Source organism: Salegentibacter sp. (assembly GCF_036568425.1).
Lineage (GTDB): Bacteria > Bacteroidota > Bacteroidia > Flavobacteriales > Flavobacteriaceae > Salegentibacter.
In genome coordinates, this window is record NZ_DATCSO010000029.1 from 1 (window position 1) to 22,603 (window position 22,603).

The window sequence follows — 22,603 nt, forward strand, 5'->3', positions numbered from 1 at the left end:
TAGCAGGGGATTCTTTAAAAATAGGCGTACCTTTGCAGACTTTTAAAAATGAGGCGCTTATATGACAGCTATTAAAAACATTGCAATTATTGCTCACGTTGACCACGGAAAAACTACCCTGGTTGATAAAATAATGTATCATTGCCGCTTGTTTCGCGACAATCAAAACACCGGGGATCTTATCCTTGATAGTAACGATCAGGAGCGGGAACGTGGTATCACCATTACCTCCAAAAACGTTTCTGTAGTTTATAAAGACACTAAGATTAACATAATTGATACTCCTGGTCACGCCGATTTTGGTGGGGAGGTAGAAAGAGTATTGAATATGGCCGATGGTGTATTGCTTTTGGTTGATGCCTTTGAAGGTCCTATGCCTCAAACCCGATTTGTTCTTCAAAAAGCTATCGATCTTGGGCTTAAGCCTTGTGTGGTTGTAAATAAAGTAGATAAACCTAACTGTACTCCGGATGAGGTTCACGAGAAGGTTTTTGACCTGATGTTTGAGCTTGGAGCTGAAGAATGGCAGCTTGATTTCCCAACTGTTTACGGCTCTGCCCTGAATAACTGGATGAGCGATGATCCCGATGTTAAAACCGAAAATATAGAGCCGCTTTTAGATATGGTTCTTGAACATATTCCTTCTCCAAAGATCGAAGAAGGAAGCCCCCAAATGCTTATTACTTCTTTAGACTTTTCTTCTTTTACCGGAAGGATTGCCATTGGCCGCCTTCAACGTGGTACCCTAAAAGAAGGAATGCAGGTTTCTCTTGTAAAACGAGACGGATCGATTAAAAAAACGAAAATAAAGGAGCTTTTTACTTTTGAAGGTCTTGGTCGTTTAAAGGTTCAGGAAGTTCAGGCTGGAGATATTTGTGCACTGGTTGGGCTAGAAGGTTTTGAAATTGGAGATACCATAGCCGATATTGAAAACCCGGAAGGGCTTAAAACCATTGCTATAGATGAGCCTACCATGAGTATGCTGTTCACGATCAACGATTCACCTTTCTTCGGTAAAGATGGTAAATATGTTACCTCCAGGCACATCAAGGAACGTTTGACCAAGGAATTGGAGAAAAACCTTGCCTTAAGGGTAGAAGAAACCGATAGCGCCGATAAATTTTTGGTGTACGGGCGTGGTGTAATGCACCTTTCTGTTTTAATCGAAACGATGAGAAGAGAAGGTTACGAGCTTCAAATAGGTCAGCCGCAGGTTATCATCAGGGAAATTGATGGAGTGAAAATGGAGCCTGTAGAAGAGTTAACCATTGATCTTCCGGAAGAAGTTTCAGGAAAAGCTGTAGAAATGGTGACGATTAGAAAAGGGGAGATGCTTAGTATGGAAACCCGTGGTGAGCGTATGATCATCCAGTTTATGATTCCTTCCAGAGGAATAATCGGGTTGAGAAACCAGTTGCTTACCGCTACCGCCGGGGAGGCTATCATGGCCCACCGCTTTAAGGAGTACCAGCCATTAAAAGGTGGAATTCCACAGCGACAAAACGGTTCACTTATCTCTATGGAAAAAGGAAAAGCTATTCCATATTCTATCGATAAGCTTCAGGACCGCGGTAAATTTTTCGTAGATCCGGGTGAGGATATTTATGAAGGACAGGTTATTGGTGAAAATTCTCGTCAGGATGATATGGCGGTGAATATTACTAAAACCAAGAAACTTTCTAACGTACGTTCTTCCGGAGCCGATGATAAGGCTAAAATTGTACCTGCAATTAAATTCTCGTTGGAAGAAGCCCTGGAATATATTCAGAAGGATGAGTATGTAGAGGTTACTCCAAAACATATAAGATTGAGAAAGATCTATCTTACCGAGAACGAGCGCAAAAGAAATAAAATAGTTTAAGATAATTAATGATAAAAGACGTCATAGCAAAAGCTGCGACGTCTTTTTTATTTTTGCTGAAATATGGAAATATTAGGAATAAGTCTTACCGAATGGATTGGCTATATCGCCTCTTTTTTTGTGGCGATATCTTTTTTTATGAAGAATATCATCACCCTTAGAATTGTAAATACCATTGGCTGTATTGCTTTTATTGTTTATGGCGTATTGATAAATTCCTGGCCGGTGATCGCTACAAATGCAATAATTGTGGGTGTGAATTTCTATTATCTGTTTATTAATAAGACTCCTGTTCACGTGCCGGCAGATGAGGTGAAGCCTTAAGCTGGTACTTTAAGATTCGCTAGAGGGCAATTAAACCGATTTTTGCACCACCTCGAATACTCTTTGTCCGTCGCATTTCAATGTTTTAGAGGGATATTTTAGTAGGAGCGCATAATCGTGCGTGGCCATAAGAATGGTGTTTCCGTTTTTACTTATTTCCTGAAGAACTTCCATTACTTCTACTGAAGTTTGAGGATCGAGATTCCCGGTTGGTTCGTCGGCCAGAATGAGTTCTGGGTCATTGAGCAGGGCCCTGGCAATAGCCACCCGTTGCTGTTCTCCTCCTGAAAGCTGATATGGAAATTTAAATCCTTTGCTTTTCATTCCTACTTTGTCCAGTACCTCATCGATCTTGTGATCCATCGCATTTTGATCTTTCCAGCCGGTAGCTTTAAGAACAAAAAGCAGGTTGTCTTTTATATTTCTATCGGTGAGCAGTTTGAAATCCTGGAATACTACTCCCAGTTTTCGTCTTAGATAAGGAATGTCTTTTTCCTTAAGGGTTCTAAGATTATAATCTACTATGGTGCCTTCGCCTTCAGTAAGAGGAAGATCCCCGTAAAGGGTTTTCATGAAACTACTTTTTCCCGTTCCGGTCTTTCCGATAAGGTATACAAACTCCCCTTTGTTTACGGTTACATCAACCTCTGATAATATTAAGCTTTCCCGTTGATAAATAGCGGCATTTTTTAGGTCCAGGATGGTCTCTGACATAGATTTATGATTTAAGGGTAAAAGTAAGAACTAATTTCACATAGTCAAACAGCTTATAGCTTAAGATTGTTTCCGAATAACGGGAATAATAAAATTGAAATTGTGGAAAACAATTGCTTATTTTTATAGTTCTTAAATCCTAAACTTTATGAGACCCGTATTATTAGTAATCGTAATTCTTGTTTTCTCTATTAATTTTTCAACAGCACAGCAAGGGGAAGCCCTGCATCCTATTGTTAAAGGTTTTGGAGGCGTCTATGAGATCGAAGATGCAGTTGAAATACCTGAAAATAAAAAAACGAAGCTTCTGATTGATCTAACGAAAGCAGAAACCAACAGAAGTAACCCCGATGCTGAACCTGATTTCTCTAATCCTATTTGGGGACTCATAAATACTGCACGCTTACTCAATCTACATGGCGTAGGGGGAGTGTCTAAGGAAAATCTGGAGGTTATCTTGGTAGTCCACTCGAAGGCAGTAATGTCTCTCCTGGCTAATGAAACTTATCAAGATTTTTTCGAAACCAAATACGATAATCCAAATCTGCCAATCCTGGAGGCTTTGCACAAGGCCGGGGTAAGGATTGTGGTCTGTGGGCAATCGCTTTTAGCCAGAAGTATAAAAAAAGATCAACTATTCAAACATACAGAAATTGCTCTTTCTGCCTTAACCACAATTTCCAAAAGAGTACAGGAGGGTTATGTTGTTTACAATTTCTAAGTGTCTTTAAATAAATCACAATTTGTTTTTTAGTTTCTTTATTCCAGCTACTTGCATTAGTTTGTTTGGAGAGGTTCAACTGCAAAACCATTGTTCAGCTTAAATAACTTCTTCTTCAGAAAACCAAGGATATTCTATTTTTTTGCCCTTAACATAATTATCACTTTAAACCTGCGTTAATAAAGCAGCGTTTAAATATCTTTGACCATCAACTTAAATAAACATTCATGAGACTTAACAAGGCATTCCTGCTTATTGCTTTTCTTTTTCTCTCTGGTTCGGGAATTGCACAGCAGTCGGCAGCTTATACTCACGAGCTGGCCGATTTTAACCGTGCGCTCGAGCTTTATAACAATCAACAATATCTCGCTGCTCAAAATCTTTTTGATGAGGTTATGGATGAGACCGAAGACGAAAAAATTAAAGGAGATTGCGCTTACTATATCGCCAATGCTGCGGTACGGCTTAATCAACCCGGCGCCGACAGGCTGATGGAGCGCTTCGTAACCCGTTATCCAACCAGCACCAAAACCAATACGGCCTATATTGATGTGGCCGACTATTATTTTGAAACCGGGAAATATTCACTTGCCCGTAAGTGGTATGACAAGGTGGATGAAGGGAGTTTGGGTCGCAAAGACCGTGAACGCTACTACTTCAACAATGGGTATGCCTATTTTAGAGCAAACCAGTATGACCAGGCAAAAACTTATCTGGAACGGGTTCGCGATTCAAAAGAATATGGTTCCCAGGCAAAATATTATATAGGTTACATGGCCTATGAAGGTGATGACTATGAAGCAGCCAATGAAAATTTTGAACAGCTTAAAGATAATGAACGCTACAGCGAAAACCTGTCTTATTTCCAGGCCGATATGAACTTCAAATTAGGGAACTTTGAAGAAGCAATAAAATTAGGCAAGGAACAATTACCTAATTCCACCAGGATCGAACAATCTGAACTCAATAAAATAATTGGGGAAAGTTATTTCAACCTTCAGCAATATGAAGAGGCTATTCCTTATTTGAAGGAGTATCGTGGAATGCGCGGAAGATGGAATAATACCGATTACTACCAGTTGGGATATGCCTATTACAAGCAGGGCGATTATGAGAACGCGGTTTCAGAATTCAATAAAATCGTTGATGGTAAAAATGCCGTGGCTCAAAATGCTTACTATCACCTGGCACAAAGTTACCTGAATCTGGATAAAAAACAAGAGGCCTTGAACGCTTTCAAAAATGCCAGTGAAATGGACTTTGATGCGAAAATAAAAGAAGATGCACACCTTAATTACGCCAAACTCAGCTACGAAATCGGGAATTCCTATGAAAGTCCTTCGCAGGTGCTTATTACTTTCCTGGAAACTTATCCGGATTCGGAAGCAAAGCCTGAGGTTGAAAGCTTGCTTATAGATTCCTTTATTACTTCAAAGAATTATGAGGAAGCGATGCAACTTTTAGAGAACAATCGCAACTTTAGCGATAAGCAGGCTTACCAGAAAGTAGCTTACTACTACGGGTTGGAGCTTTATGAAGAAGGTGATTATCAGGAGGCGATCAGAAATTTTGAAAAGGCCCTCTCAGAACCTCGCAATCCCAGGATTACCGCACAGGCTACCTACTGGAAGGCCGAGAGTGAATATAGTATAAACCGAATAGACGATGCGATCATAGGATACCGTGAATTCAGCGGAATGAGCGCTGCCAGGGGTACTCCTGAAATGGAAAACCTGGATTATAATCTAGGTTATGCTTATTTCAAAAAAAATGAATATGCCCGTGCTGCCGATTATTTCAAGAAATATTCTTCAGATAATTCCAGGGATGGCGAAAGAAGAAATGATGCCTTGTTGAGATTGGGAGATAGTTATTTTGTGACCAGCCAGTACTGGCCGGCCATGGAAGCATACAATAAAGCCATTGATAATAATGTATCAAACAGCGATTACGCAGCTTTCCAAAAAGCGATCAGCTACGGATTTGTAGATCGAAACGAAACTAAGATCCAGGAATTAAACAGTTTTGTAAACCGTTATTCCCGTTCTTCTTACCGGGATGATGCTTTATACGAATTGGGGAATACTTATGTGGCCATGAACAATACTTCCCAGGCTATTCAGACCTATGATCGTTTGATTAGGGATGTTTCAGGAAGTTCGTTTGTGCCTAAAGCAATGCTGAGGAAAGCTTTGATCTACTATAATTCAGACCAGGGAGAAAGGGCGCTTAGTGATCTTAAGAAAATAGTATCCAACTATCCTAATACTCCTGAAGCTATGCAGGCGGTGTCTACCGCAAGAATGGTATATATTGATCTTGGTCGAACCGATGAATATGCCAACTGGGTTAGAAATGTTGATTTCGTTGAAGTAACTGATGCTGATCTGGATGACACTACCTATGAAGCTGCCGAGAATCAGTATTTCAATAATAATAATGAACGCGCCCTTAGCGGGTTTGAGAAATACCTTCAGAGCTTCCCGAATGGGATTCACTCGATAAATGCTAATTTCTATCTTGCCCAGCTTTATTATCGCAAGGGTGACAAAGAGAAGTCGGAAAGGCATTATGAATTCGTGGTGAACAAACCCAAAAATGAATTCACCGAGCAGTCTTTAGCGAGATTATCAGAAATTAAATTGGAAAAGGGCGAATACAGTCAGGCTGTTCCATTACTGGAAAGATTGGAAAAAGAAACCAGTTCCGAAGAGAACAGGATCTACGCCCAATCTAATTTGATGAAATCTTATGATGAATTGGATAGGCCTGATCTAGCTGCTTCTTATGCTGAAAAGGTGCTTGGAAATTCCCAGGCCGATACGCGTGCCAAAACCGATGCACAATTGATTGTAGCACGATCGGCTATTAAGAATGGAGATGAAGCCCGTGCCAAATCTGCCTATGCTGAAGTTCAAAAGAATGCCAAGGGCGAACTTGCTGCTGAAGCTTTGTATTATGATGCCTATTTTAAGCATAAAGATGGAAATTATGAAGCTTCTAATGCCGCCATACAGATCCTGGCAAAAGATTTTTCAGGATACAAGCGCTGGGGTGCCAAAGGTCTTGTGTTAATGGGTAAAAACTTTTACCAGCTTGACGATGCCTACCAGGCCACCTATATCCTTGAAAATGTGATCAAGAATTTTGGGAACTATCCCGACATTGTACAGGAAGCCAAAACCGAACTATCAAGCATAAAAGCTGAAGAGGCCAAAACGAACTCCTCAGTAGAAACAAATAATTAAAAGTCACTCAATCTACCTGAATATGAATAAAGTTTCGATAAAAGGAAGTCTGTTTTTAAGTTTATTCTTGCTAAGCGGAGTTCTTTTTGCCCAGGACCCCATTGGAAGTGAAACCGTAACTGTAGTAAAGCCATATACTCCCGAAGTGGGAGATGCTAATAAAATAAGGGTGAGTCCGGTTCGGGCAGATTCTGTAGACCTGGAAAAGAAACCGGTAAAATACAGTATATTTTCTGTGCCGGTAGCTTCAACTTTTACCCCTTCCAAGGGCCGTGCTACAACCGTGGAGCGGTCGCGACCTATTAAAGTTTACGATAACTATGCCACTTTGGGCTTTGGAAACTATACCAATGCCCTGGCCGAATTTTACAGTAATCTGGAGGTGAACCGAAGCGATAACTTCGGAATATATCTTCGGCATAATTCTTCGCAGGGAGGAATAGACGGAGTTGTTCTGGATGACAAGTTTTACGATACCGAAATGAATCTTAGTTATACTTCCCGTAACCGTGATCTGGGATGGAAAACCGAGCTTGGTGGAGAACATCAGTTGTTTAATTGGTATGGGCTCGAACCATCGGTTAAGCTTTCCGATACCGAAATTGCGTCCATAGATCCAAAGCAGAATTACTTTTCGGTGCATGCCGGTGGGGAAATTGAGCTCTACGATTCCTTTTTCGATAATGCTGAAGCCACCTTCAGGTACACAGGAGATTCCTATAAAACGGCCGAAAACCATCTTGACGCTACCGGAACTTTTGAATTTAATATCGCCGATGAACTTATCACCACAAATATTTATGCCGATATTTTGAATACTAAATATGAGGACACCTATTTCAACAGCGGATCTGGCCTGGATTTCACCTTTATGAATTTTGGTGTAAGTCCAAGTTTGTTGGTGTTGAGGGATGATCTTACCCTGGATCTGGGACTTGCATTCTTCTACAGTATGGATGCTGAAAACTCTGACAATAATTTTTATATCTATCCGAGAATATCGGCAAGTTATCGCCTGGCCGGGGAGTATTTTACTGCCTATGCGGGAGTAGAGGGAGATCTTGAGCAAAATACCTATTATAATTTCGTTCAGCAAAACCCATATATTTCTCCCACCACAGAAATACGGCCTACCAATAAGGAATACAATGCCTATGTTGGCGCTAAAGGTAAGTTGAGCAATAGTATTGGATACAACCTGAGAGGTAGTTATGTTTCTGAATTCGATAAAAGTTTATTTCGAAGAAATCCTTACGGAAGTATTGAAAATGAAAACGACTATACCTACGGAAATTCATTCAATGTGCGTTATGATGATGTTAGAACCCTTTCGGTGTTTGGGGAAATAAGCGTAGATGTAAATCGGGATTTCAGACTGGCTTTAAACGCTGAAGCTTTTGATTATTCTACCGATACTCAAACCGAAGCCTGGAATTTACCAGATTTTAAAGCCTCATTAAACGCCGATTTTCAGATCACCGAGAAATGGTATTCGGGAGCCAATATATTCTACGTAGGAGAAAGAAAGGATTTGAGGAGTTATGGAGATCCGCAATTAATGGATACCGCTCCTGAAACAATTACTTTGGATTCCTATCTGGATCTGAATGCACATTTAGGATATCGTTTTAACGACCAGCTTTCGGCTTTTGTGAAAGGGAGTAACCTATTAAATAACGATTATTACCCTTGGACCAATTTCCAGGTTCAGGGGCTTCAGGTGTTGGCAGGAGTGACTTATAAATTCGATTTCCAATAAGGTGAATTTTTAATAAAAATTTAAAAGCATCCCGGATTTCGGGATGCTTTTTTGTTTCTAATTAAATCTTATTTTTAAAAAATTCCGGAATATTTCGGTGTTTTTCAGTGTATTTACCTGTAAATCAAGATATTATTGATTTTGTGTAATTGCATTACTTAACATTTAGGCAACATTGGTAACTAAAAAATAACATAATATTGCAGCGCATAAATTTTAACCTATTTCTATCCCCAAATTAAATGGCAAAGGCAAAGAAATTTTATAGAGAAGACCGGAGTAAACCCTATTTGAATATTCTGGACGTTCTGGTAAAGGAGAAAACCTTTCTGGCAATTGTAATAATTGGTATTATCATGGCCGGAATTGCTTCCGGTTATGCCCAGGCCGGCATGTGGCTGGGTTTCTTTTTCGCAGCATATGCGACAGTAGCTAACGACAGTATACAGTCTTTAGGTACTTTTATTGAAAGTAATAAGGCAAAACGATGGTGGGTTTTATGGCTCTTCGTTGGAACTATTTTCCTGCTAACCGTGAGTTTTAGTTGGGTAGTTTTTGACGGAGACGTTACTTACCAAAGATTACTGAGCCCCGATGGCACCTCTAAATACCCACATCCTGAACATTTTAGCTTCTGGCAGATTATAGCGCCCTTGGTATTGCTTATCCTTACCCGGATGAGAATGCCGGTCTCTACCACCTTCCTGATCTTAAGTGTATTTAGTGCCGATACTTCCGGCATAACCTCGGTAGTTTGGAAGAGTTGGAGTGGTTATATAATGGCATTTATCCTGTCTTTCCTGGTATGGTATTTCTCCTATAACATGATCAAAAAATACTTCAAAAGCAGGAAAGCACACGGGGCCTGGACAGCGGTACAGTGGACTGTTAGTGGTACCCTGTGGGCCGTATGGGTAATGCAGGATGGTGCGAACATTGCTGTTTTCCTTCCAAGGCAGCAAAGTTTATTTGAATTTATAATTTTCGCTCTTACTATTTTCTTCGGTCTCGGGGTTTTATTCTACCTGCGTGGAGACAGGATCCAAAAAGTTGTTAGTGAAAAAGTGAGAATTTCAGATATTAGGGCGGCAACCCTGGTCGACCTTACTTATGTCATTCTGTTAATTTATAAGCTTTTTATAAGTACTGTGCCTATGAGTACAACCTGGGTATTCCTGGGGGTAATTGGTGGTCGTGAGATTGCGATAAGCCTTGCCCGAACCAAGAAAGGCAAGAAACACCGGAAGAAAGCCGGTAAGATGATCTTTAGAGACTTCGCCTATGCGATGGCCGGATTGTTCGTTTCGGTAGCGCTTGCAGCTGCGGCAAACCCCGGAATCAGAGAGGAGATCGCTACAGCAATTTCCAATCTCTTTTAAACCGAATTAAATAAATTAAGATAAAAAATGCGCCTTACCTGAGGCGCATTTTTTATTTTTAGACAAAATAAATTTAAAATGAAGAAATTACTACTTGTTTTAAGTCTGCTTGTTTTTCTGAATTCCTGTAATTCTGAAGAAAAAGAATCGGTAGATCTCTTGGTGTATAATGCGAAAGTATATACCGTGAATCCAGATTTTGAAACCGCCGAAGCTTTTGTAGTAAAAAACGGGAAGTTTTTGGAAACCGGTACTACAAATGCTTTAAGAGAAAAATATAAAGCAAATGAAAATCTGGATGTAGGAGGAAAAGCGGTTTTTCCTGGATTCATTGATGCGCATGCCCACTTTTTCGGTCTTGGTCTTCAGCAGCAAAAGGTAGATTTAACCGGCACTAAGAGCTTTGAAGAGGTAGTAGAGCGGATTGTGGCTTTCCAGGAAGAAAGAAACGCCGATTTCATCACCGGTCGTGGTTGGGATCAGAACGATTGGGAGGCGAAGGAATTTCCTGTTAAAGACACTCTGGATCAACTTTTCCCTGATACTCCCGTCGCTATAACCCGAATAGATGGGCACGCACTTCTGGCGAACCAGGCTGCTCTGGATCTTGCCGGGATCACTTCTGAAACTCCTTTTGAGGGTGGCGATATTGAACAAAAAAATGGAAAATTAACCGGTATCCTCGTAGATAACCCGATGGAGTTGATAGGTGATGCACAACCGGCGCCTTCACGGGAAGAACAGATTACTGCATTGCTTGAAGCACAGGAAATCTGTTTCAGCTATGGTCTCACCACGGTAGATGATGCCGGAATTAACAAAAGTACCGTAGAGCTAATCGATAGTTTACAGCAGGCAGGCGAGCTTAAAATAAGAATTTACGCTATGCTGAGTAATACCGATGAAAACCTTGATTATTACCTTGATAAGGACCCTATAAAAAGTGATAGGCTTAATGTTCGTTCGGTTAAATTTTACGGTGATGGTGCATTGGGCTCAAGAGGGGCTGCTTTAAAGGAAGAATATAGTGATCGCCCGGGGCATTTTGGAGCTTTGCTCTCTTCTCCTGAAGATTTTAAAAAAACAGCAGAAAGAGTAGCAAAATCAAAATTTCAGCTCAATACGCACGCCATTGGAGACTCTGCTAATTATTTAGTTTTGGAAACCTATGATAAATTGCTTCAGAATGGGGAAGATCGTCGCTGGAGAATTGAGCATTCGCAGGTAATCGATGAGGAAGATTTTAAATATTTCAGTAAAAATATTATTCCATCGGTCCAGCCAACCCATGCAACCAGTGATATGTACTGGGCAGAAGACCGGTTGGGGGAAGATAGGATAAAAGGAGCTTACGCCTATAAAAAACTTCTCGACCAGGCGGGAGTATTACCATTAGGTACTGATTTTCCTGTAGAAAAGGTGAGTCCGTTTTTAACCTTCTATGCTGCTACAGCCAGGCAGGATACCAACCAATTCCCTGAAGATGGTTTTATGAAAGAGCAGGCACTTTCACGGGAAGAAACTTTAAAAGGAATGACAATCTGGGCCGCCTATGCTAATTTTGAAGAAGAGGAGAAAGGAAGTATAGAAGCCGGGAAATTTGCAGATTTCATTATTCTGGATAAAGATATTATGGAAATCGAAGAGAAAGATATTCCCGGCGTAGAAGTACTGGAAACTTATGTTAACGGAGAAAAGGTAAACTAATCCATTTTGCCAAATTGAATTATCTTTGCAACTCAAAAAAACAGAAAAAATGAAAGACGGATTATATGCAAAATTCCATACCAGCAAAGGAGAGATTATTGTTGAACTGGAATATAAAAAAGTGCCGGGAACGGTTGGAAACTTTGTTGGACTTGCTGAGGGGAACCTGGAAAACCAGTCTTTTCCACAAGGCAAACCTTTTTATGACGGATTAAAATTTCACCGGGTTATCCCTGATTTTATGATTCAGGGAGGAGATCCCCAGGGAACAGGAATTGGTGGCCCCGGTTATAAATTTGAAGATGAAATCCATCCCGATCTTAAACACGATGCTCCTGGAAAACTCTCTATGGCCAATGCTGGTCCCGGAACTAACGGGAGTCAATTCTTCATCACACACGTTGAAACTCCCTGGTTAGATGGAAAACACAGTGTTTTTGGAAATGTAATTTCCGGGCAGGACGTAGTAGATGCAATAGAGGAAGGAGATGAGATTAAAAAACTGGAGATAAAGAGAGTAGGGGAGGATGCAGAACAATTCAATGCTGTTGAATCTTTCCGGAATTTTAATGGAGCAAAAGCCGAACGTGAAGCCGCTGCCAAGAAACGGGAAGAAGAGCTTATGGGGGAACTCTCTCAAGGCTTTAAAACCACCGAAAGCGGACTAAGATATAAGATCGAAAAAGAAGGAAAAGGACCAAAAGCCGAAAAAGGCAAAACAGTATCGGTGCATTACAAAGGAATGCTGGCTGATGGGACTGTTTTTGATTCCTCCTTTAAAAGAAATCAACCGATAGAATTTCCACTGGGTGTGGGTCATGTTATAGCAGGTTGGGATGAAGGTATTCAGTTATTGAAAGTTGGAGATCAGGCACGTTTCGTGATACCGTCGCATCTTGGGTATGGAGATCGCGGTGCAGGAGGAGTTATTCCCCCCAATGCAAGTCTTGTATTTGATGTAGAGCTTGTAGATGTAAAATAGAAGGAAGTTTTATCTATAAAAAAACCTCATAGCCGTAAGACTATGAGGTTTTTTAGGACTAGACAAGACTATTTTGACTCGGGTTGTGGAGTCATTCTTAAGTAAGGCTTTATTTCTTTAAAACCTTTTGGGAACATTTCTTTCGCTTCTTCATTAGAAACTGAGGGGCTAATCACCACATCTTCTCCTTTTTTCCAGTCGGCCGGAGTAGCAACCTTCTGGTAGGCGGTTAGCTGAAGAGAGTCGATAACCCTAAGTAATTCCTCGAAATTACGACCGGTACTTGCCGGATATGTGATCATGAGTTTAATGGTTTTGTCTGGTCCTATCACGTAAACAGAACGCACAGTAAAGGTTTCATCTACTTTTGGGTGCATCATGCCGTATAGTTCAGAGACCTTCCGGTCTTCATCGGCAATAATGGGAAAATCTACTGTGGTATTCTGGGTTTCATTAATATCCTTAATCCATTTTTTATGCGACTCTGAATCGTCAACACTTAAGGCTAGGACTTTAGTGTTTCGCTTGGCAAATTCCTCTTTGTATTTGGCCACAGCTCCTAATTCAGTAGTACACACCGGGGTAAAATCGGCAGGGTGAGAAAATAAAACACCCCAGCTATCTCCTAAATAGTCATAAAAATTTATTTTTCCTTCTGAAGTTTCTGCATCGAAATTCGGTGCTTTATCTCCTAATTTTAAACAACTCATATCTGTATATTTTTTTAAAATTAAACTTCTTATAAATTTAAGAAATCGAAATCCATATAAACTGCGAAATATCAGGCTTTGGCAGAGTTTAAGAAAAGATTAACGCAAGTCTTAATTTAAAACGAAGGAAGGATAGTTGCGGTGGAAGACTGATGTGCGATTTTCCTATTAGAGCCAACTTAGAGATTAGGTTTGTTTTTCCATTTAATGTTACATCCCACACTGGGTTTTTGGTTATTAGACACCTTTTTATTTGAGAGTACGGCATCCATAGCTTCCCTAAGGTCTCTGCCATTAACCGGAATTCCGTTGCCCGGGCGTGAATCGTCCAGTTGTCCACGGTAAATGAGTTTTAATTCGTCGTCAAAGAGATAGAAATCGGGAGTACAAGCCGCATGATAGTCACGAGCTACAGTCTGGGTTTCATCGTATAGGTAGGGGAAGGAAAACTGGTGTTTTCTTGCTACCTCCTCCATATTATCCGGATGATCTGCAGGGTGACTTTCCACATCATTGCTCATTATGGCGGCAAAACCAAAACCCTGCACACGGTAATCTCCTTCCAGGCGAACAATTTCTTCGTTCACATGTTTTACAAAGGGACAATGATTGCAGATGAACATGATTAAAGTGCCTTTGGTTCCTTTTATTTCATCCAGGGTATAAATATTTCCACTAATTACATCTCTAAGGCTAAAATGTGGTGCCTTTGTGCCTAAAGCAAGCATGTTTGACTGGCTACGGGACATATTTTCTTTTCTTATAAATTTACAAATTATCGCCGGTTTATCCTGATTTGTTTAATTTTCCTGAAAATTATGTACAATGGAAATCTCATGGAATGATTTTAAAAAAGTAGACATGCGGGTTGGTACCATAATAGAAATTCAGGATTTTCCTGAAGCCATGAATCCTGCCTATAAAATGAAGATCGATTTTGGAGAAAAATTAGGAATCAAAAAAACTTCAGCACAAATCACCAAACGCTATAAAAAAGAGGAATTACTAAACCGGCAAATTGTGGCTATTGTTAATTTTCCGGTTAAACAGATCGCCAATTTTATGAGCGAATGTCTGGTGTTGGGGTCAGTAGGTGAAAATAATGATGTGGTATTGCTTCACCCCGGGATGCAAGTGGAAAATGGCCTCCGAATAAGTTAGGGGCTGAAAATTATGGGAAACCTATTTGTTTAATTCAGCATATAAAAAGGGCCGAAAGTTAGAACTTCCGGCCCTTTAAAATTTTTATTAAAGTTAATTACATTTCATCTCCAAAGAATATCGCATTCATCAGGAGTTTATTGGTTCCAAACCAAAATGCTCTGAAGTTAGTGTTATCTGTAAACAGGATTACATTGCCCTTTTTCATTCTGGCGTGCTTAAAGGGAACTGTCCCCGCGATAGAATCAAGATTGGGTTTGCTTATATAACCGCTTAATAATGGTTCTTCTGAATATTTTAACGGGTTCTTGTAGCTCTGTTCATCGGCTTTAATGAATATAGTAGTGTTCCTGAAGAGTGCAATTTTATCATCTTTATATCCAAAATTAACCGGATGTGACCGGTCGATATTGGCCTCAAAGATAGCGCCACCAATACCCTGTGCTCCAGTAAAATCCCTTCGGTCTTCAAAAGAAATATTTTCGGCTACCAAAGTATCTTTCTTGATTTCCATTTCCATAAAATCGTGGCGTTTGAACCAGCGGGCCATATTTCGATAGCCTATAAGGGTTCCTCCATTTTTAACCCAGGTTTTAAGTTTATCGGCTTCATTCTTGCCCAATCCATTGCCGTTGCCCCAGGTATTCGGGATGATTATATCGGTATAGCGGCTGAGGTCGGCACCGGAAAAGCTCCGTAGATCCAGTTTAGTGATCTTCATATCATAACGCTGGTCGAACAAGTGCCAGATCTCCCCGGCATCATAGGGAGTTATTCCGTCGCCAACTACCAAGGCCACTTTCGCAGGCTCCAGAGCTCTAAACTTCCTGCTTCCAAGGTTAATTCCATTGGTGAGACCAGTGTTGATAGCGTTTATTTCTACATTGCTTTCTTCGGAAACCTTCTGAAGGAATTCATGAAGCTCTGAAGCATCAAGCTTCTGATTTTGAACCGGAATTAAAATGGTACCGTAATCATATTGCTTATCCCCGTTGCTGAACTGCTCCATGCCAACCTTTGCGCGAAGATCCTTTTCCAGGATCATATCCAGCGCTTTTGGGGCATAGAAATCGTGCCACTCCATTAAATAGGCATATTCAGATTTTTGGGGAGCAGAGATTACCGGTTTTCTAAGTTCCTGAATCTCCTTTCCGGCATTTCCTATTCGCACGTTATTGGCAAAATCAAGATTGAAAGCCATAGGAAAATTCCAGGCCGAAATATCGTAGAATAAACTATCCTGGAATTCGGTCCTTTTTTCAAACATAGCTTCCACCAAGCGGTGTTGACGCTGGTTTTTTGGTACTACGTAAGTGTTTCCTTTTTTGAATTGCTTTCCGCCAGTTTCAAAATTCTCTTTTAATTCGTGAATTTTAACTTTGTGTTTTTTTAGAATTTTGGCGAGTTCGTAGGCCGAAGAGGCATCTTTAGTACTTCCGAAAACCCAGGCGCCTTTTCCTGCCGAATTTCTTGCATTCTTGTAAAAATCGCGCTGGTAGTTCAGCAGTTTTACACGCATATTTTTAGCGGCTTCCAGGGTTGAAAGTGCTGCGGTGAACTGGTTTCTAATAGTGAAAGGGAAAGTGAGAATCCCGTTATCGGTCTCCTGGGCGTGCCCCCGGGAACTAGCTTGTTCAAAGAGAATTCCTATGCCGCCATTGATATCGGGGAAGGTAGAGCCTTTTCCATAGTAAAAATCGTCGTAATCCTCTTCGGTGTAATAGAAAGAACCAAGCTCATCAAAAGCTGCAGCATGGTAAGTACCTATTTCCATGGTTAGTTCCTGGTTGATATCCGGCGTTAAAGGATGCGTTCTGGAAGGGATTCCGGGCTGAAAGAAAAAGGTGGAGTTGGAACCCATTTCATGATGATCGGTTAAAATATTCGGGTACCATTTGTGAAAGGTGGTTAGTCTGGCCTGAGATTCGGCCAGTTGCCCCGGAAGCCAGTCCCGGTTCATATCAAACCAGTAGTGATTGGTACGTCCACCCGGCCATATTTCCCGGTATTCACGATCCTGGGGATCGGGGTTTATATTTTTGCTTTTGTTGGTGTTAGCCCAGTAGGCAAATCGTTGCAAGCCATCTGGGTTAAACACAGGGTCAAGCAGGATAATAGTATTTTGAAGTAAGTCTTCAATTTCATTGCCTTCAGCGGCAGCGAGGTGATAGGCTAATAATAGCGCTGCATTGGAGCCGCTTGCTTCATTTCCGTGAATGGAAAATCCCTGATTCACCACTACTGGCATATCTTCAGTATTGAGGGAAGCAGAATTTTCTTCGATTAAAGCCAAATGGTTTTTCCGTATTTCCTCAATATTTTGGTGATTTTCTTCAGAAGTTATGGTTAATAAGACTAGGGGGCGGCCTTCGTATGTATGTCCGCGGGTTTCCATGCTGATGCGGGGACTAAGTCTCTCAAGTTCCCTCATATAATTAAGAAGTAGATCGTGGCTTACGTGCCATTCTCCAGGGACATAGCCAATGATGTCCTGGGGTTTTGGTATATCCTGATTGTAGGTAACATCTTCTGGTAAATAATAATCCAGGCTTAAATCTTCCTCCTGGGCCTGTAACTGCAGGCAAAAAATGAGGCTTAAGGCAGTAATTATAACTCGCATATGTAATTGGTTTTTAATTCCTGAATATAAAAAAACCGTCCGGAATGATCAGGACGGTTCTTAGATAAAATTCTAAAGTAATTTTTAGATGTCATCAAAACTCACATTAGTAAATTTTTCGGCCGGGCTTTTTTCACCGTTTTCAGAAGGTTCGTTGTCATATTCCTTCTTGTAATCTTTCTGATGACGCTCGCTAATTACTTCCTCTCCCTTTTCGGAAACAATGAAATCGGTCATTTCCTGGAGGATCTCGTGGAATCCTGCAAAATCTTCTTTGTAAAGGTAAATTTTGTGTTTTTTGTAGAAAAAAGACCCATCGTCGTTGGTGAACTTTTTGCTCTCAGTAATAGTGAGGTAATAATCATCGGCACGGGTGGCTCTAACATCAAAAAAGTAAGTTCTTCTTCCGGCCCTTAACACTTTAGAGAATATTTCTTCTTTCTCCATCATTCCATTATCACTCATAAATAGATTCTTTAATAGTTAGTTTTTGTGTAGCTCAAAAATCTAAAAATTTTTAACATTCCCCAAAATTATTTCACATTTCTTTTTCATTTAACTGTTTTGCATAAAGTTCTTTATAGTAGCCTTCCTGATTTAATAATTGGGAATGAGTGCCTTGTTGAACTATCTGGCCGCCTTCCAGAATTATGATTTTATCGGCATTCTTTGCTGAAGAAATTCTATGACTTACAATGATGGTGGTTTTGTTAGTGGAAATCCTGAAAAGATTACTAAGAATTTCCTCCTCCGTTTCGGTATCTACAGCTGAAAGACAGTCGTCAAACAATAGGATTTTTGGATCATGAATAATAGCACGGGCTATGGAAACCCTTTGTTTTTGTCCTCCGGAAAGGGTTATACCGCGTTCTCCCAATACGGTATCATAGCCCTTACTGAAGCCTATAATGTTTTTATGCACCGAAGCATTTTTAGCGGCTTCGATAATTTCCTCCTCGGTTGCATCGGTTTTCCCGAATTTGATATTGCTCTTTATCGAATCGCTGAAAAGGAAAGCGTCCTGTGGCACATAGCCAATACTTTTTCTAAGACTTTCCAGGTTAAGTTCCTGTATGTTTTGGCCATCGATAGTGATTTCTCCATCTTCCACATCATAAAGCCTTCCTATGAGTTCAAGGATGGTAGACTTTCCTGCTCCTGTTTTTCCGATTATGGCGAGGGTTTCTCCGTTATTAATTTCAAAAGAAATGTTTTTTAGTGCAGTGATGTTGGTGTCATCATAGGTGAAACTCACATTTTTAAAAGCGATGTTTCCACCAATATCATCCGGGGTCTCCTTTGGGTTGGTAATCTCAGGTTCCACATCAAGAAATTCATTTATGCGCTCCTGTGATGCTTCTGCCTGTTGCACTAAAGAAGTTACCCACCCAATTGAAGCGATTGGCCAGGTTAGCATATTTACATACAGCAGAAATTCAACAATGACTCCCAGATCTATTAGGCCATTTATGTATTGGCGGCCACCAATATAAATTACCAATACGTTGCTTATCCCGATAAGTAAAACCATAAGGGGAAAGAAAAAGGCCTGGACCTTAACCAGAGCTATATTTTTATCCCGGCTTCCGTTAGAAAGCTCGGTGAAATCTTTATTGGTTTGTTGCTCTATGCCGTAGGATTTTATTACTGCGATACCGCTAAAGCTTTCCTGGGTGAAGGTATTTAACTTAGAAAGGTACTGTTGTACAACCGTACTTCTTTTATGAATGGCGACACTGATTTTGTAAATGGCGAAAGAGAGCACCGGCAAGGGAAGAACTGTATATAGCGTTAATAAAGGAGCAGCTTCAATCATAAAGATCAATACAACAACGCTGGAGGTAAGGGTGGTAACGCTATACATTAAAGCGGGACCAAGGTACATCCGTACTTTGGTTACATCTTCGCTAATGCGGTTCATGAGGTCCCCGGTTCGGTTTTTCTTATAAAAATTAAGGGATAATTCCTGGTAATGTTTATAAATCACGTTTTTAAGGTCAAATTCGATATGCCTAGAAACCACAATAAATGTTTGTCGCATTAGGAATGTAAAAAAAGCAGCTATAAGTGTGGCACCTATAATGAGCAGAATATTCCAGGCGAGTTCATCTTTTACGACCTCGATATCGGTGATCTCCCCATTGATGTATTTTTCGATTACATTGGTAGACCTCCCTGCCAAGGGAATATAGAACAAGGCGAAGATTCGCGCTGCCACCGTAATGATAAAACCAATTACCAGTCTCCATTTATATTTGAGAAAAAATTTATTGAGGGATTTAAGGTGTTTCATTCAGGATAAACCAATTTTTTGAGAATATGCCATTTTAACAGGTCTTAAAATCCTCTTTATTAAATTATTGATTATTTTTGCTAAACGATTTTCAGAAATATTGAAAATCATAATTTTAAAACCTTACAAGTTATGCAAGTTGACGTTCTAAACGCTAAAGAGCTTAAAAAAGCCGCACCGGTATTCGGACAGCTTTCTTTTGACAACCATGAACAGGTGGTTTTTTGTAACGACAAAGATACAGGATTAAAAGCAATAATAGGAATTCACAATACTGTTTTGGGTCCTGCCCTTGGCGGTACCAGAATGTGGAACTATAGCAGTGAATGGGAAGCCCTTAATGATGTGCTTCGGCTGTCCCGCGGTATGACCTTCAAGAGTGCGATCACCGGTCTTAACCTTGGTGGTGGAAAAGCCGTTATTATTGGGGATGCTAAAAAAGATAAGACTCCGGAACTGATGAGAAAATTCGGGGAATATGTTCATTCTTTGGGTGGAAAATATATCACTGCGGAAGATGTAGGGATGGAAACTTCAGATATGGATACAGTAAGAGAGGTGACTCCTTACGTAAGCGGAATTTCAGAATCTAAAGGAGGTTCTGGTAACCCGTCTCCAATTACGGCTTACGGGGTTTACATGGGAATGAAAGCCGCTGCTAAATATAAATTCGGCACAGATAATCTGGAAGGAAAATCGGTGATGGTGCAGGGTATTGGTCACGTGGGTGAAACTTTGGTAGATTATCTAACAAAAGACGGTGCTAAGGTTTACATCAGTGATATTAATGAAGAGCGGCTGGAAGAAATCAAAAAACAATATGGTGCAGTTATTTTTGAAGGTTCAGATGTGTATAGTGCCGATGTTGATATTTATGCTCCTTGTGCCCTTGGTGCAACGGTAAACGATCAAACTATAGATCGTTTAAAGGCAAAGATCATAGCGGGAGCAGCTAATAACCAGCTTGCCGATGAACTTGTACACGGGAAACTGCTTCAGGAAAAAGGTATCGTTTATGCGCCCGATTTCCTTATCAATGCCGGAGGTATTATTAATGTATACGCCGAGCTTGAAAAGTACGGTAGAGAAGAAATTATGCGTAAGACTGAAAATATTTACAATACTACTTTGGAAATCCTTCAGGCTGCCGAAAAGAATAATATGACCACTCACTTTGCCGCACTAAAAATTGCACAGCAAAGAATTGATGACAGAAAAAAACAAAATTTGAAGTAATCTATTTCAAAAGTTTGATATTTTTGCAGGGCGAAAGACAAAATCTTTCGCCCTTTCTAATTCTAAAAAAGTTCTTTTACAGTTATGTTGACAAGAAGACATATTCGGGTTAAGGTGATGCAATCGCTTTATGCCTTCAACCAAAGCCAAAACGATAATCTGGCAACAGAAGAAAAATTCCTGCTTAAAAGTATGGAGGAGATGTACGATCTGTTTCTTCTTCAGCTTAGTCTTATTACAGAGATAAGACAAAACGCCGAAACTTTTTTAGAAAAATCCCAACTAAAACACCTCGCTACCATCGAGGATAAAGACCCAAACCGTAAATTCTTAAACAACAGGGTTTTTGCACTTCTCAATAATCACGAAGCTCTGCAGGAGACTTTGGAAGATCGCAAAATCAATCATTGGAAGATGGATGATGAGTATGCTGCTATTATCTGGAATGAGCTAAGGCAGAGTGAAATGTATGAAAGATACATGGAAACCCGCGAGTCAAGCTTTAAGGAGGATAAGGACTTTATCGTTAGAGTTTTTAAAGATATTATCGTTCCTAATGAAAAGTTATACGAATATCTTGAAGATAAAAAATTAACCTGGCTGGATGATCTGCCTTTGGTAAATACTGCTATTCTTAAATTGCTTCAGAAATTAAAAGACCAGCCCGGGAATTCCTTTAATTTGCCTAAATTATTTAAGAGTGAAGATGATAAAGAATTTGCCAGGGAACTTTTTAGAAAAACTTACCTCAACGATGAGATGTTGGCCGATGAAATGCTGGGGAAAACCCCAAACTGGGATAAAGACCGTATTGCCGAAATAGATATGTTACTTATAAAGATGGCTATTTGTGAATTTCTGAAATTTCCTTCGATTCCTGTAAAAGTAACTATAAATGAATACCTGGAACTGGCCAAGGAATACAGTACTCCAAAAAGTAGTATTTTCATCAATGGGGTTCTGGACAAACTTTCAAAGGAATATGCCGAAAACGGTAAACTAAATAAAATAGGTCGTGGCCTTATGTAGCACCGAATTTTTTAGTAATTTTAACCTTTAAACCTAAAAAACAAGTAAAATGAAAAAAGGAATTTTAATGATAGCAGCAGTAGGGGCGATGCTATTCACTTCTTGTAAAGATAACAGCTCTAATGCCTCTGAAAAAGTGAAAGCAGAAAATGTTGAAACCGCAGCCGAACGTGATGCTCAGGCTACTGTTTATCCTGAAATCTCTTTTGAAGAAGAAGAACATGATTTTGGTAATATCCCAAAAGGTGAAGCCGTAGAGCATACCTTTAAATTCACCAATACAGGAAAAGCTCCTTTGGTTATTACCAATGCCAGCAGTTCTTGTGGATGTACTGTCCCAACTTATCCTAAAAATGAATCTATCCAGCCTGGAGAAACCAGGGAAATGGTTGTGAAATTTGATGGATCAGGAAAAGGGCAGGTAACCAAAACAGTTACCTTGAACGCGAATACCGAAAGCGGTAAGGAACGTATCAGGATTAAAGCTTTTGTAGAATCTGATGAAAATGCGAGTTAATAAATGGATCAATTAACCCAGTTTGCCCCAATAATTTTAATGTTTGTAGTGGTGTATTTTTTTATGATACGCCCGCAAATGAAACGCGCTAAACAAGAAAAAAACTTTGCTGCCGAACTTAAAAGAGGTGACCGTATTGTCACCAAAAGTGGTATGCACGGTAAGATTGTTGATTTTAGCGAAAAAAATAATTCGGTAGTTATTGAAACCGGTGCAGGAAAAATCACTTTCGACCGCTCTTCTCTTTCTATGGAAATGAGCAGAAAGCTTAACGAGCCGGCAAAACCTGAAAAGGAGAAAAAATAACTATCCCTTATCTATAAAAAAAACCTCACAGAATTC

At 40.1% G+C, this 22,603-nt stretch carries 19 protein-coding genes; 13 read left to right on the forward strand and 6 right to left on the reverse strand.

Features of this window, described 5'->3' with window-relative positions:
- Window positions 1-61: 61 nt before the first annotated feature.
- Together typA and VIM94_RS03590 are read left to right on the forward strand one after the other, a co-directional pair.
- Complete coding sequence (gene typA / locus VIM94_RS03585) at window positions 62-1,861, forward strand: translational GTPase TypA (protein WP_332037924.1); 1,800 nt, start codon at window positions 62-64, stop codon at window positions 1,859-1,861.
- Between the two features lie 63 nt (window positions 1,862-1,924).
- Window positions 1,925-2,185 (forward strand): uroporphyrinogen decarboxylase, encoded by a 261-nt coding sequence (locus VIM94_RS03590; protein ID WP_332037925.1) that lies wholly within the window; start codon window positions 1,925-1,927, stop codon window positions 2,183-2,185.
- A 30-nt stretch (window positions 2,186-2,215) separates the two neighbouring features.
- Here VIM94_RS03590 and VIM94_RS03595 read toward each other — a convergent pair whose 3' ends face one another.
- On the reverse strand, window positions 2,216-2,899 hold the full coding sequence (locus VIM94_RS03595; protein WP_332037926.1) for a cell division ATP-binding protein FtsE: 684 nt from the start codon (window positions 2,897-2,899) through the stop codon (window positions 2,216-2,218).
- Between the two features lie 148 nt (window positions 2,900-3,047).
- On the opposite strand from VIM94_RS03595, the gene VIM94_RS03600 reads away from it, so the two are divergent.
- The 6 genes from VIM94_RS03600 to VIM94_RS03625 all read left to right on the forward strand — a co-directional run bounded on the left by VIM94_RS03600 (window position 3,048) and on the right by VIM94_RS03625 (window position 12,695).
- On the forward strand, window positions 3,048-3,620 hold the full coding sequence (locus tag VIM94_RS03600; protein WP_332037927.1) for a DsrE family protein: 573 nt from the start codon (window positions 3,048-3,050) through the stop codon (window positions 3,618-3,620).
- Window positions 3,621-3,847: 227 nt separating this feature from the next.
- Entirely contained in the window at window positions 3,848-6,868 is a 3,021-nt protein-coding gene (locus VIM94_RS03605; protein WP_332037928.1) for a tetratricopeptide repeat protein, read from the forward strand.
- 22 nt (window positions 6,869-6,890) lie between these two features.
- Window positions 6,891-8,627 (forward strand): TonB-dependent receptor, encoded by a 1,737-nt coding sequence (locus VIM94_RS03610; protein WP_332037929.1) that lies wholly within the window; start codon window positions 6,891-6,893, stop codon window positions 8,625-8,627.
- A gap of 242 nt (window positions 8,628-8,869) precedes the next feature.
- Window positions 8,870-10,006: a hypothetical protein gene (locus VIM94_RS03615; RefSeq protein ID WP_332037930.1), complete on the forward strand. Its 1,137-nt coding sequence runs from the start codon at window positions 8,870-8,872 to the stop codon at window positions 10,004-10,006.
- A 78-nt stretch (window positions 10,007-10,084) separates the two neighbouring features.
- Window positions 10,085-11,713: an amidohydrolase gene (locus VIM94_RS03620; RefSeq protein ID WP_332037931.1), complete on the forward strand. Its 1,629-nt coding sequence runs from the start codon at window positions 10,085-10,087 to the stop codon at window positions 11,711-11,713.
- A gap of 49 nt (window positions 11,714-11,762) precedes the next feature.
- Window positions 11,763-12,695 (forward strand): peptidylprolyl isomerase, encoded by a 933-nt coding sequence (locus VIM94_RS03625; RefSeq protein ID WP_332037932.1) that lies wholly within the window; start codon window positions 11,763-11,765, stop codon window positions 12,693-12,695.
- Between the two features lie 68 nt (window positions 12,696-12,763).
- Here VIM94_RS03625 and VIM94_RS03630 read toward each other — a convergent pair whose 3' ends face one another.
- Both VIM94_RS03630 and VIM94_RS03635 read right to left on the reverse strand, forming a co-directional pair.
- Window positions 12,764-13,405, reverse strand: a complete 642-nt coding sequence (locus tag VIM94_RS03630; protein WP_332037933.1) for a peroxiredoxin — start codon at window positions 13,403-13,405, stop codon at window positions 12,764-12,766.
- Window positions 13,406-13,584: 179 nt separating this feature from the next.
- Window positions 13,585-14,154 (reverse strand): thioredoxin family protein, encoded by a 570-nt coding sequence (locus VIM94_RS03635; protein WP_332037934.1) that lies wholly within the window; start codon window positions 14,152-14,154, stop codon window positions 13,585-13,587.
- Between the two features lie 76 nt (window positions 14,155-14,230).
- Between VIM94_RS03635 and VIM94_RS03640 the strand changes: the two genes are divergently transcribed.
- Window positions 14,231-14,566, forward strand: coding sequence for a tRNA-binding protein (locus tag VIM94_RS03640; RefSeq protein ID WP_332037935.1), 336 nt, complete (start codon window positions 14,231-14,233; stop codon window positions 14,564-14,566).
- 97 nt (window positions 14,567-14,663) lie between these two features.
- Here VIM94_RS03640 and VIM94_RS03645 read toward each other — a convergent pair whose 3' ends face one another.
- The 3 genes from VIM94_RS03645 to VIM94_RS03655 all read right to left on the reverse strand — a co-directional run bounded on the left by VIM94_RS03645 (window position 14,664) and on the right by VIM94_RS03655 (window position 19,479).
- Entirely contained in the window at window positions 14,664-17,186 is a 2,523-nt protein-coding gene (locus VIM94_RS03645) for a M14 family metallopeptidase (RefSeq protein ID WP_332037936.1), read from the reverse strand.
- An 84-nt stretch (window positions 17,187-17,270) separates the two neighbouring features.
- On the reverse strand, window positions 17,271-17,651 hold the full coding sequence (locus VIM94_RS03650; RefSeq protein ID WP_332037937.1) for a PUR family DNA/RNA-binding protein: 381 nt from the start codon (window positions 17,649-17,651) through the stop codon (window positions 17,271-17,273).
- A gap of 73 nt (window positions 17,652-17,724) precedes the next feature.
- Complete coding sequence (locus VIM94_RS03655) at window positions 17,725-19,479, reverse strand: ABC transporter ATP-binding protein (RefSeq protein WP_332037938.1); 1,755 nt, start codon at window positions 19,477-19,479, stop codon at window positions 17,725-17,727.
- Window positions 19,480-19,611: 132 nt separating this feature from the next.
- Here VIM94_RS03655 and VIM94_RS03660 point away from each other — a divergent pair, with 132 nt between their 5' ends.
- The 4 genes from VIM94_RS03660 to yajC all read left to right on the forward strand — a co-directional run bounded on the left by VIM94_RS03660 (window position 19,612) and on the right by yajC (window position 22,567).
- Window positions 19,612-20,715, forward strand: coding sequence for a Glu/Leu/Phe/Val dehydrogenase (locus VIM94_RS03660; protein WP_332037939.1), 1,104 nt, complete (start codon window positions 19,612-19,614; stop codon window positions 20,713-20,715).
- An 84-nt stretch (window positions 20,716-20,799) separates the two neighbouring features.
- Window positions 20,800-21,744 (forward strand): transcription antitermination factor NusB, encoded by a 945-nt coding sequence (gene nusB / locus VIM94_RS03665; RefSeq protein ID WP_332037940.1) that lies wholly within the window; start codon window positions 20,800-20,802, stop codon window positions 21,742-21,744.
- Window positions 21,745-21,793: 49 nt separating this feature from the next.
- On the forward strand, window positions 21,794-22,261 hold the full coding sequence (locus VIM94_RS03670; RefSeq protein ID WP_332037941.1) for a DUF1573 domain-containing protein: 468 nt from the start codon (window positions 21,794-21,796) through the stop codon (window positions 22,259-22,261).
- A gap of 3 nt (window positions 22,262-22,264) precedes the next feature.
- Window positions 22,265-22,567, forward strand: coding sequence for a preprotein translocase subunit YajC (gene yajC, locus VIM94_RS03675; protein WP_081209405.1), 303 nt, complete (start codon window positions 22,265-22,267; stop codon window positions 22,565-22,567).
- Window positions 22,568-22,603 lie beyond the last annotated feature (36 nt).

Coding starts and splice junctions, on each gene's coding strand:
- typA (WP_332037924.1), top strand. CDS start 62: ATGACAGCTATTAAAAACATTGCAATTATTGCTCACGTTGACCACGGA.
- VIM94_RS03590 (WP_332037925.1), top strand. CDS start 1,925: ATGGAAATATTAGGAATAAGTCTTACCGAATGGATTGGCTATATCGCC.
- VIM94_RS03595 (WP_332037926.1), bottom strand. CDS start 2,899: ATGTCAGAGACCATCCTGGACCTAAAAAATGCCGCTATTTATCAACGG.
- VIM94_RS03600 (WP_332037927.1), top strand. CDS start 3,048: ATGAGACCCGTATTATTAGTAATCGTAATTCTTGTTTTCTCTATTAAT.
- VIM94_RS03605 (WP_332037928.1), top strand. CDS start 3,848: ATGAGACTTAACAAGGCATTCCTGCTTATTGCTTTTCTTTTTCTCTCT.
- VIM94_RS03610 (WP_332037929.1), top strand. CDS start 6,891: ATGAATAAAGTTTCGATAAAAGGAAGTCTGTTTTTAAGTTTATTCTTG.
- VIM94_RS03615 (WP_332037930.1), top strand. CDS start 8,870: ATGGCAAAGGCAAAGAAATTTTATAGAGAAGACCGGAGTAAACCCTAT.
- VIM94_RS03620 (WP_332037931.1), top strand. CDS start 10,085: ATGAAGAAATTACTACTTGTTTTAAGTCTGCTTGTTTTTCTGAATTCC.
- VIM94_RS03625 (WP_332037932.1), top strand. CDS start 11,763: ATGAAAGACGGATTATATGCAAAATTCCATACCAGCAAAGGAGAGATT.
- VIM94_RS03630 (WP_332037933.1), bottom strand. CDS start 13,405: ATGAGTTGTTTAAAATTAGGAGATAAAGCACCGAATTTCGATGCAGAA.
- VIM94_RS03635 (WP_332037934.1), bottom strand. CDS start 14,154: ATGTCCCGTAGCCAGTCAAACATGCTTGCTTTAGGCACAAAGGCACCA.
- VIM94_RS03640 (WP_332037935.1), top strand. CDS start 14,231: ATGGAAATCTCATGGAATGATTTTAAAAAAGTAGACATGCGGGTTGGT.
- VIM94_RS03645 (WP_332037936.1), bottom strand. CDS start 17,186: ATGCGAGTTATAATTACTGCCTTAAGCCTCATTTTTTGCCTGCAGTTA.
- VIM94_RS03650 (WP_332037937.1), bottom strand. CDS start 17,651: ATGAGTGATAATGGAATGATGGAGAAAGAAGAAATATTCTCTAAAGTG.
- VIM94_RS03655 (WP_332037938.1), bottom strand. CDS start 19,479: ATGAAACACCTTAAATCCCTCAATAAATTTTTTCTCAAATATAAATGG.
- VIM94_RS03660 (WP_332037939.1), top strand. CDS start 19,612: ATGCAAGTTGACGTTCTAAACGCTAAAGAGCTTAAAAAAGCCGCACCG.
- nusB (WP_332037940.1), top strand. CDS start 20,800: ATGTTGACAAGAAGACATATTCGGGTTAAGGTGATGCAATCGCTTTAT.
- VIM94_RS03670 (WP_332037941.1), top strand. CDS start 21,794: ATGAAAAAAGGAATTTTAATGATAGCAGCAGTAGGGGCGATGCTATTC.
- yajC (WP_081209405.1), top strand. CDS start 22,265: ATGGATCAATTAACCCAGTTTGCCCCAATAATTTTAATGTTTGTAGTG.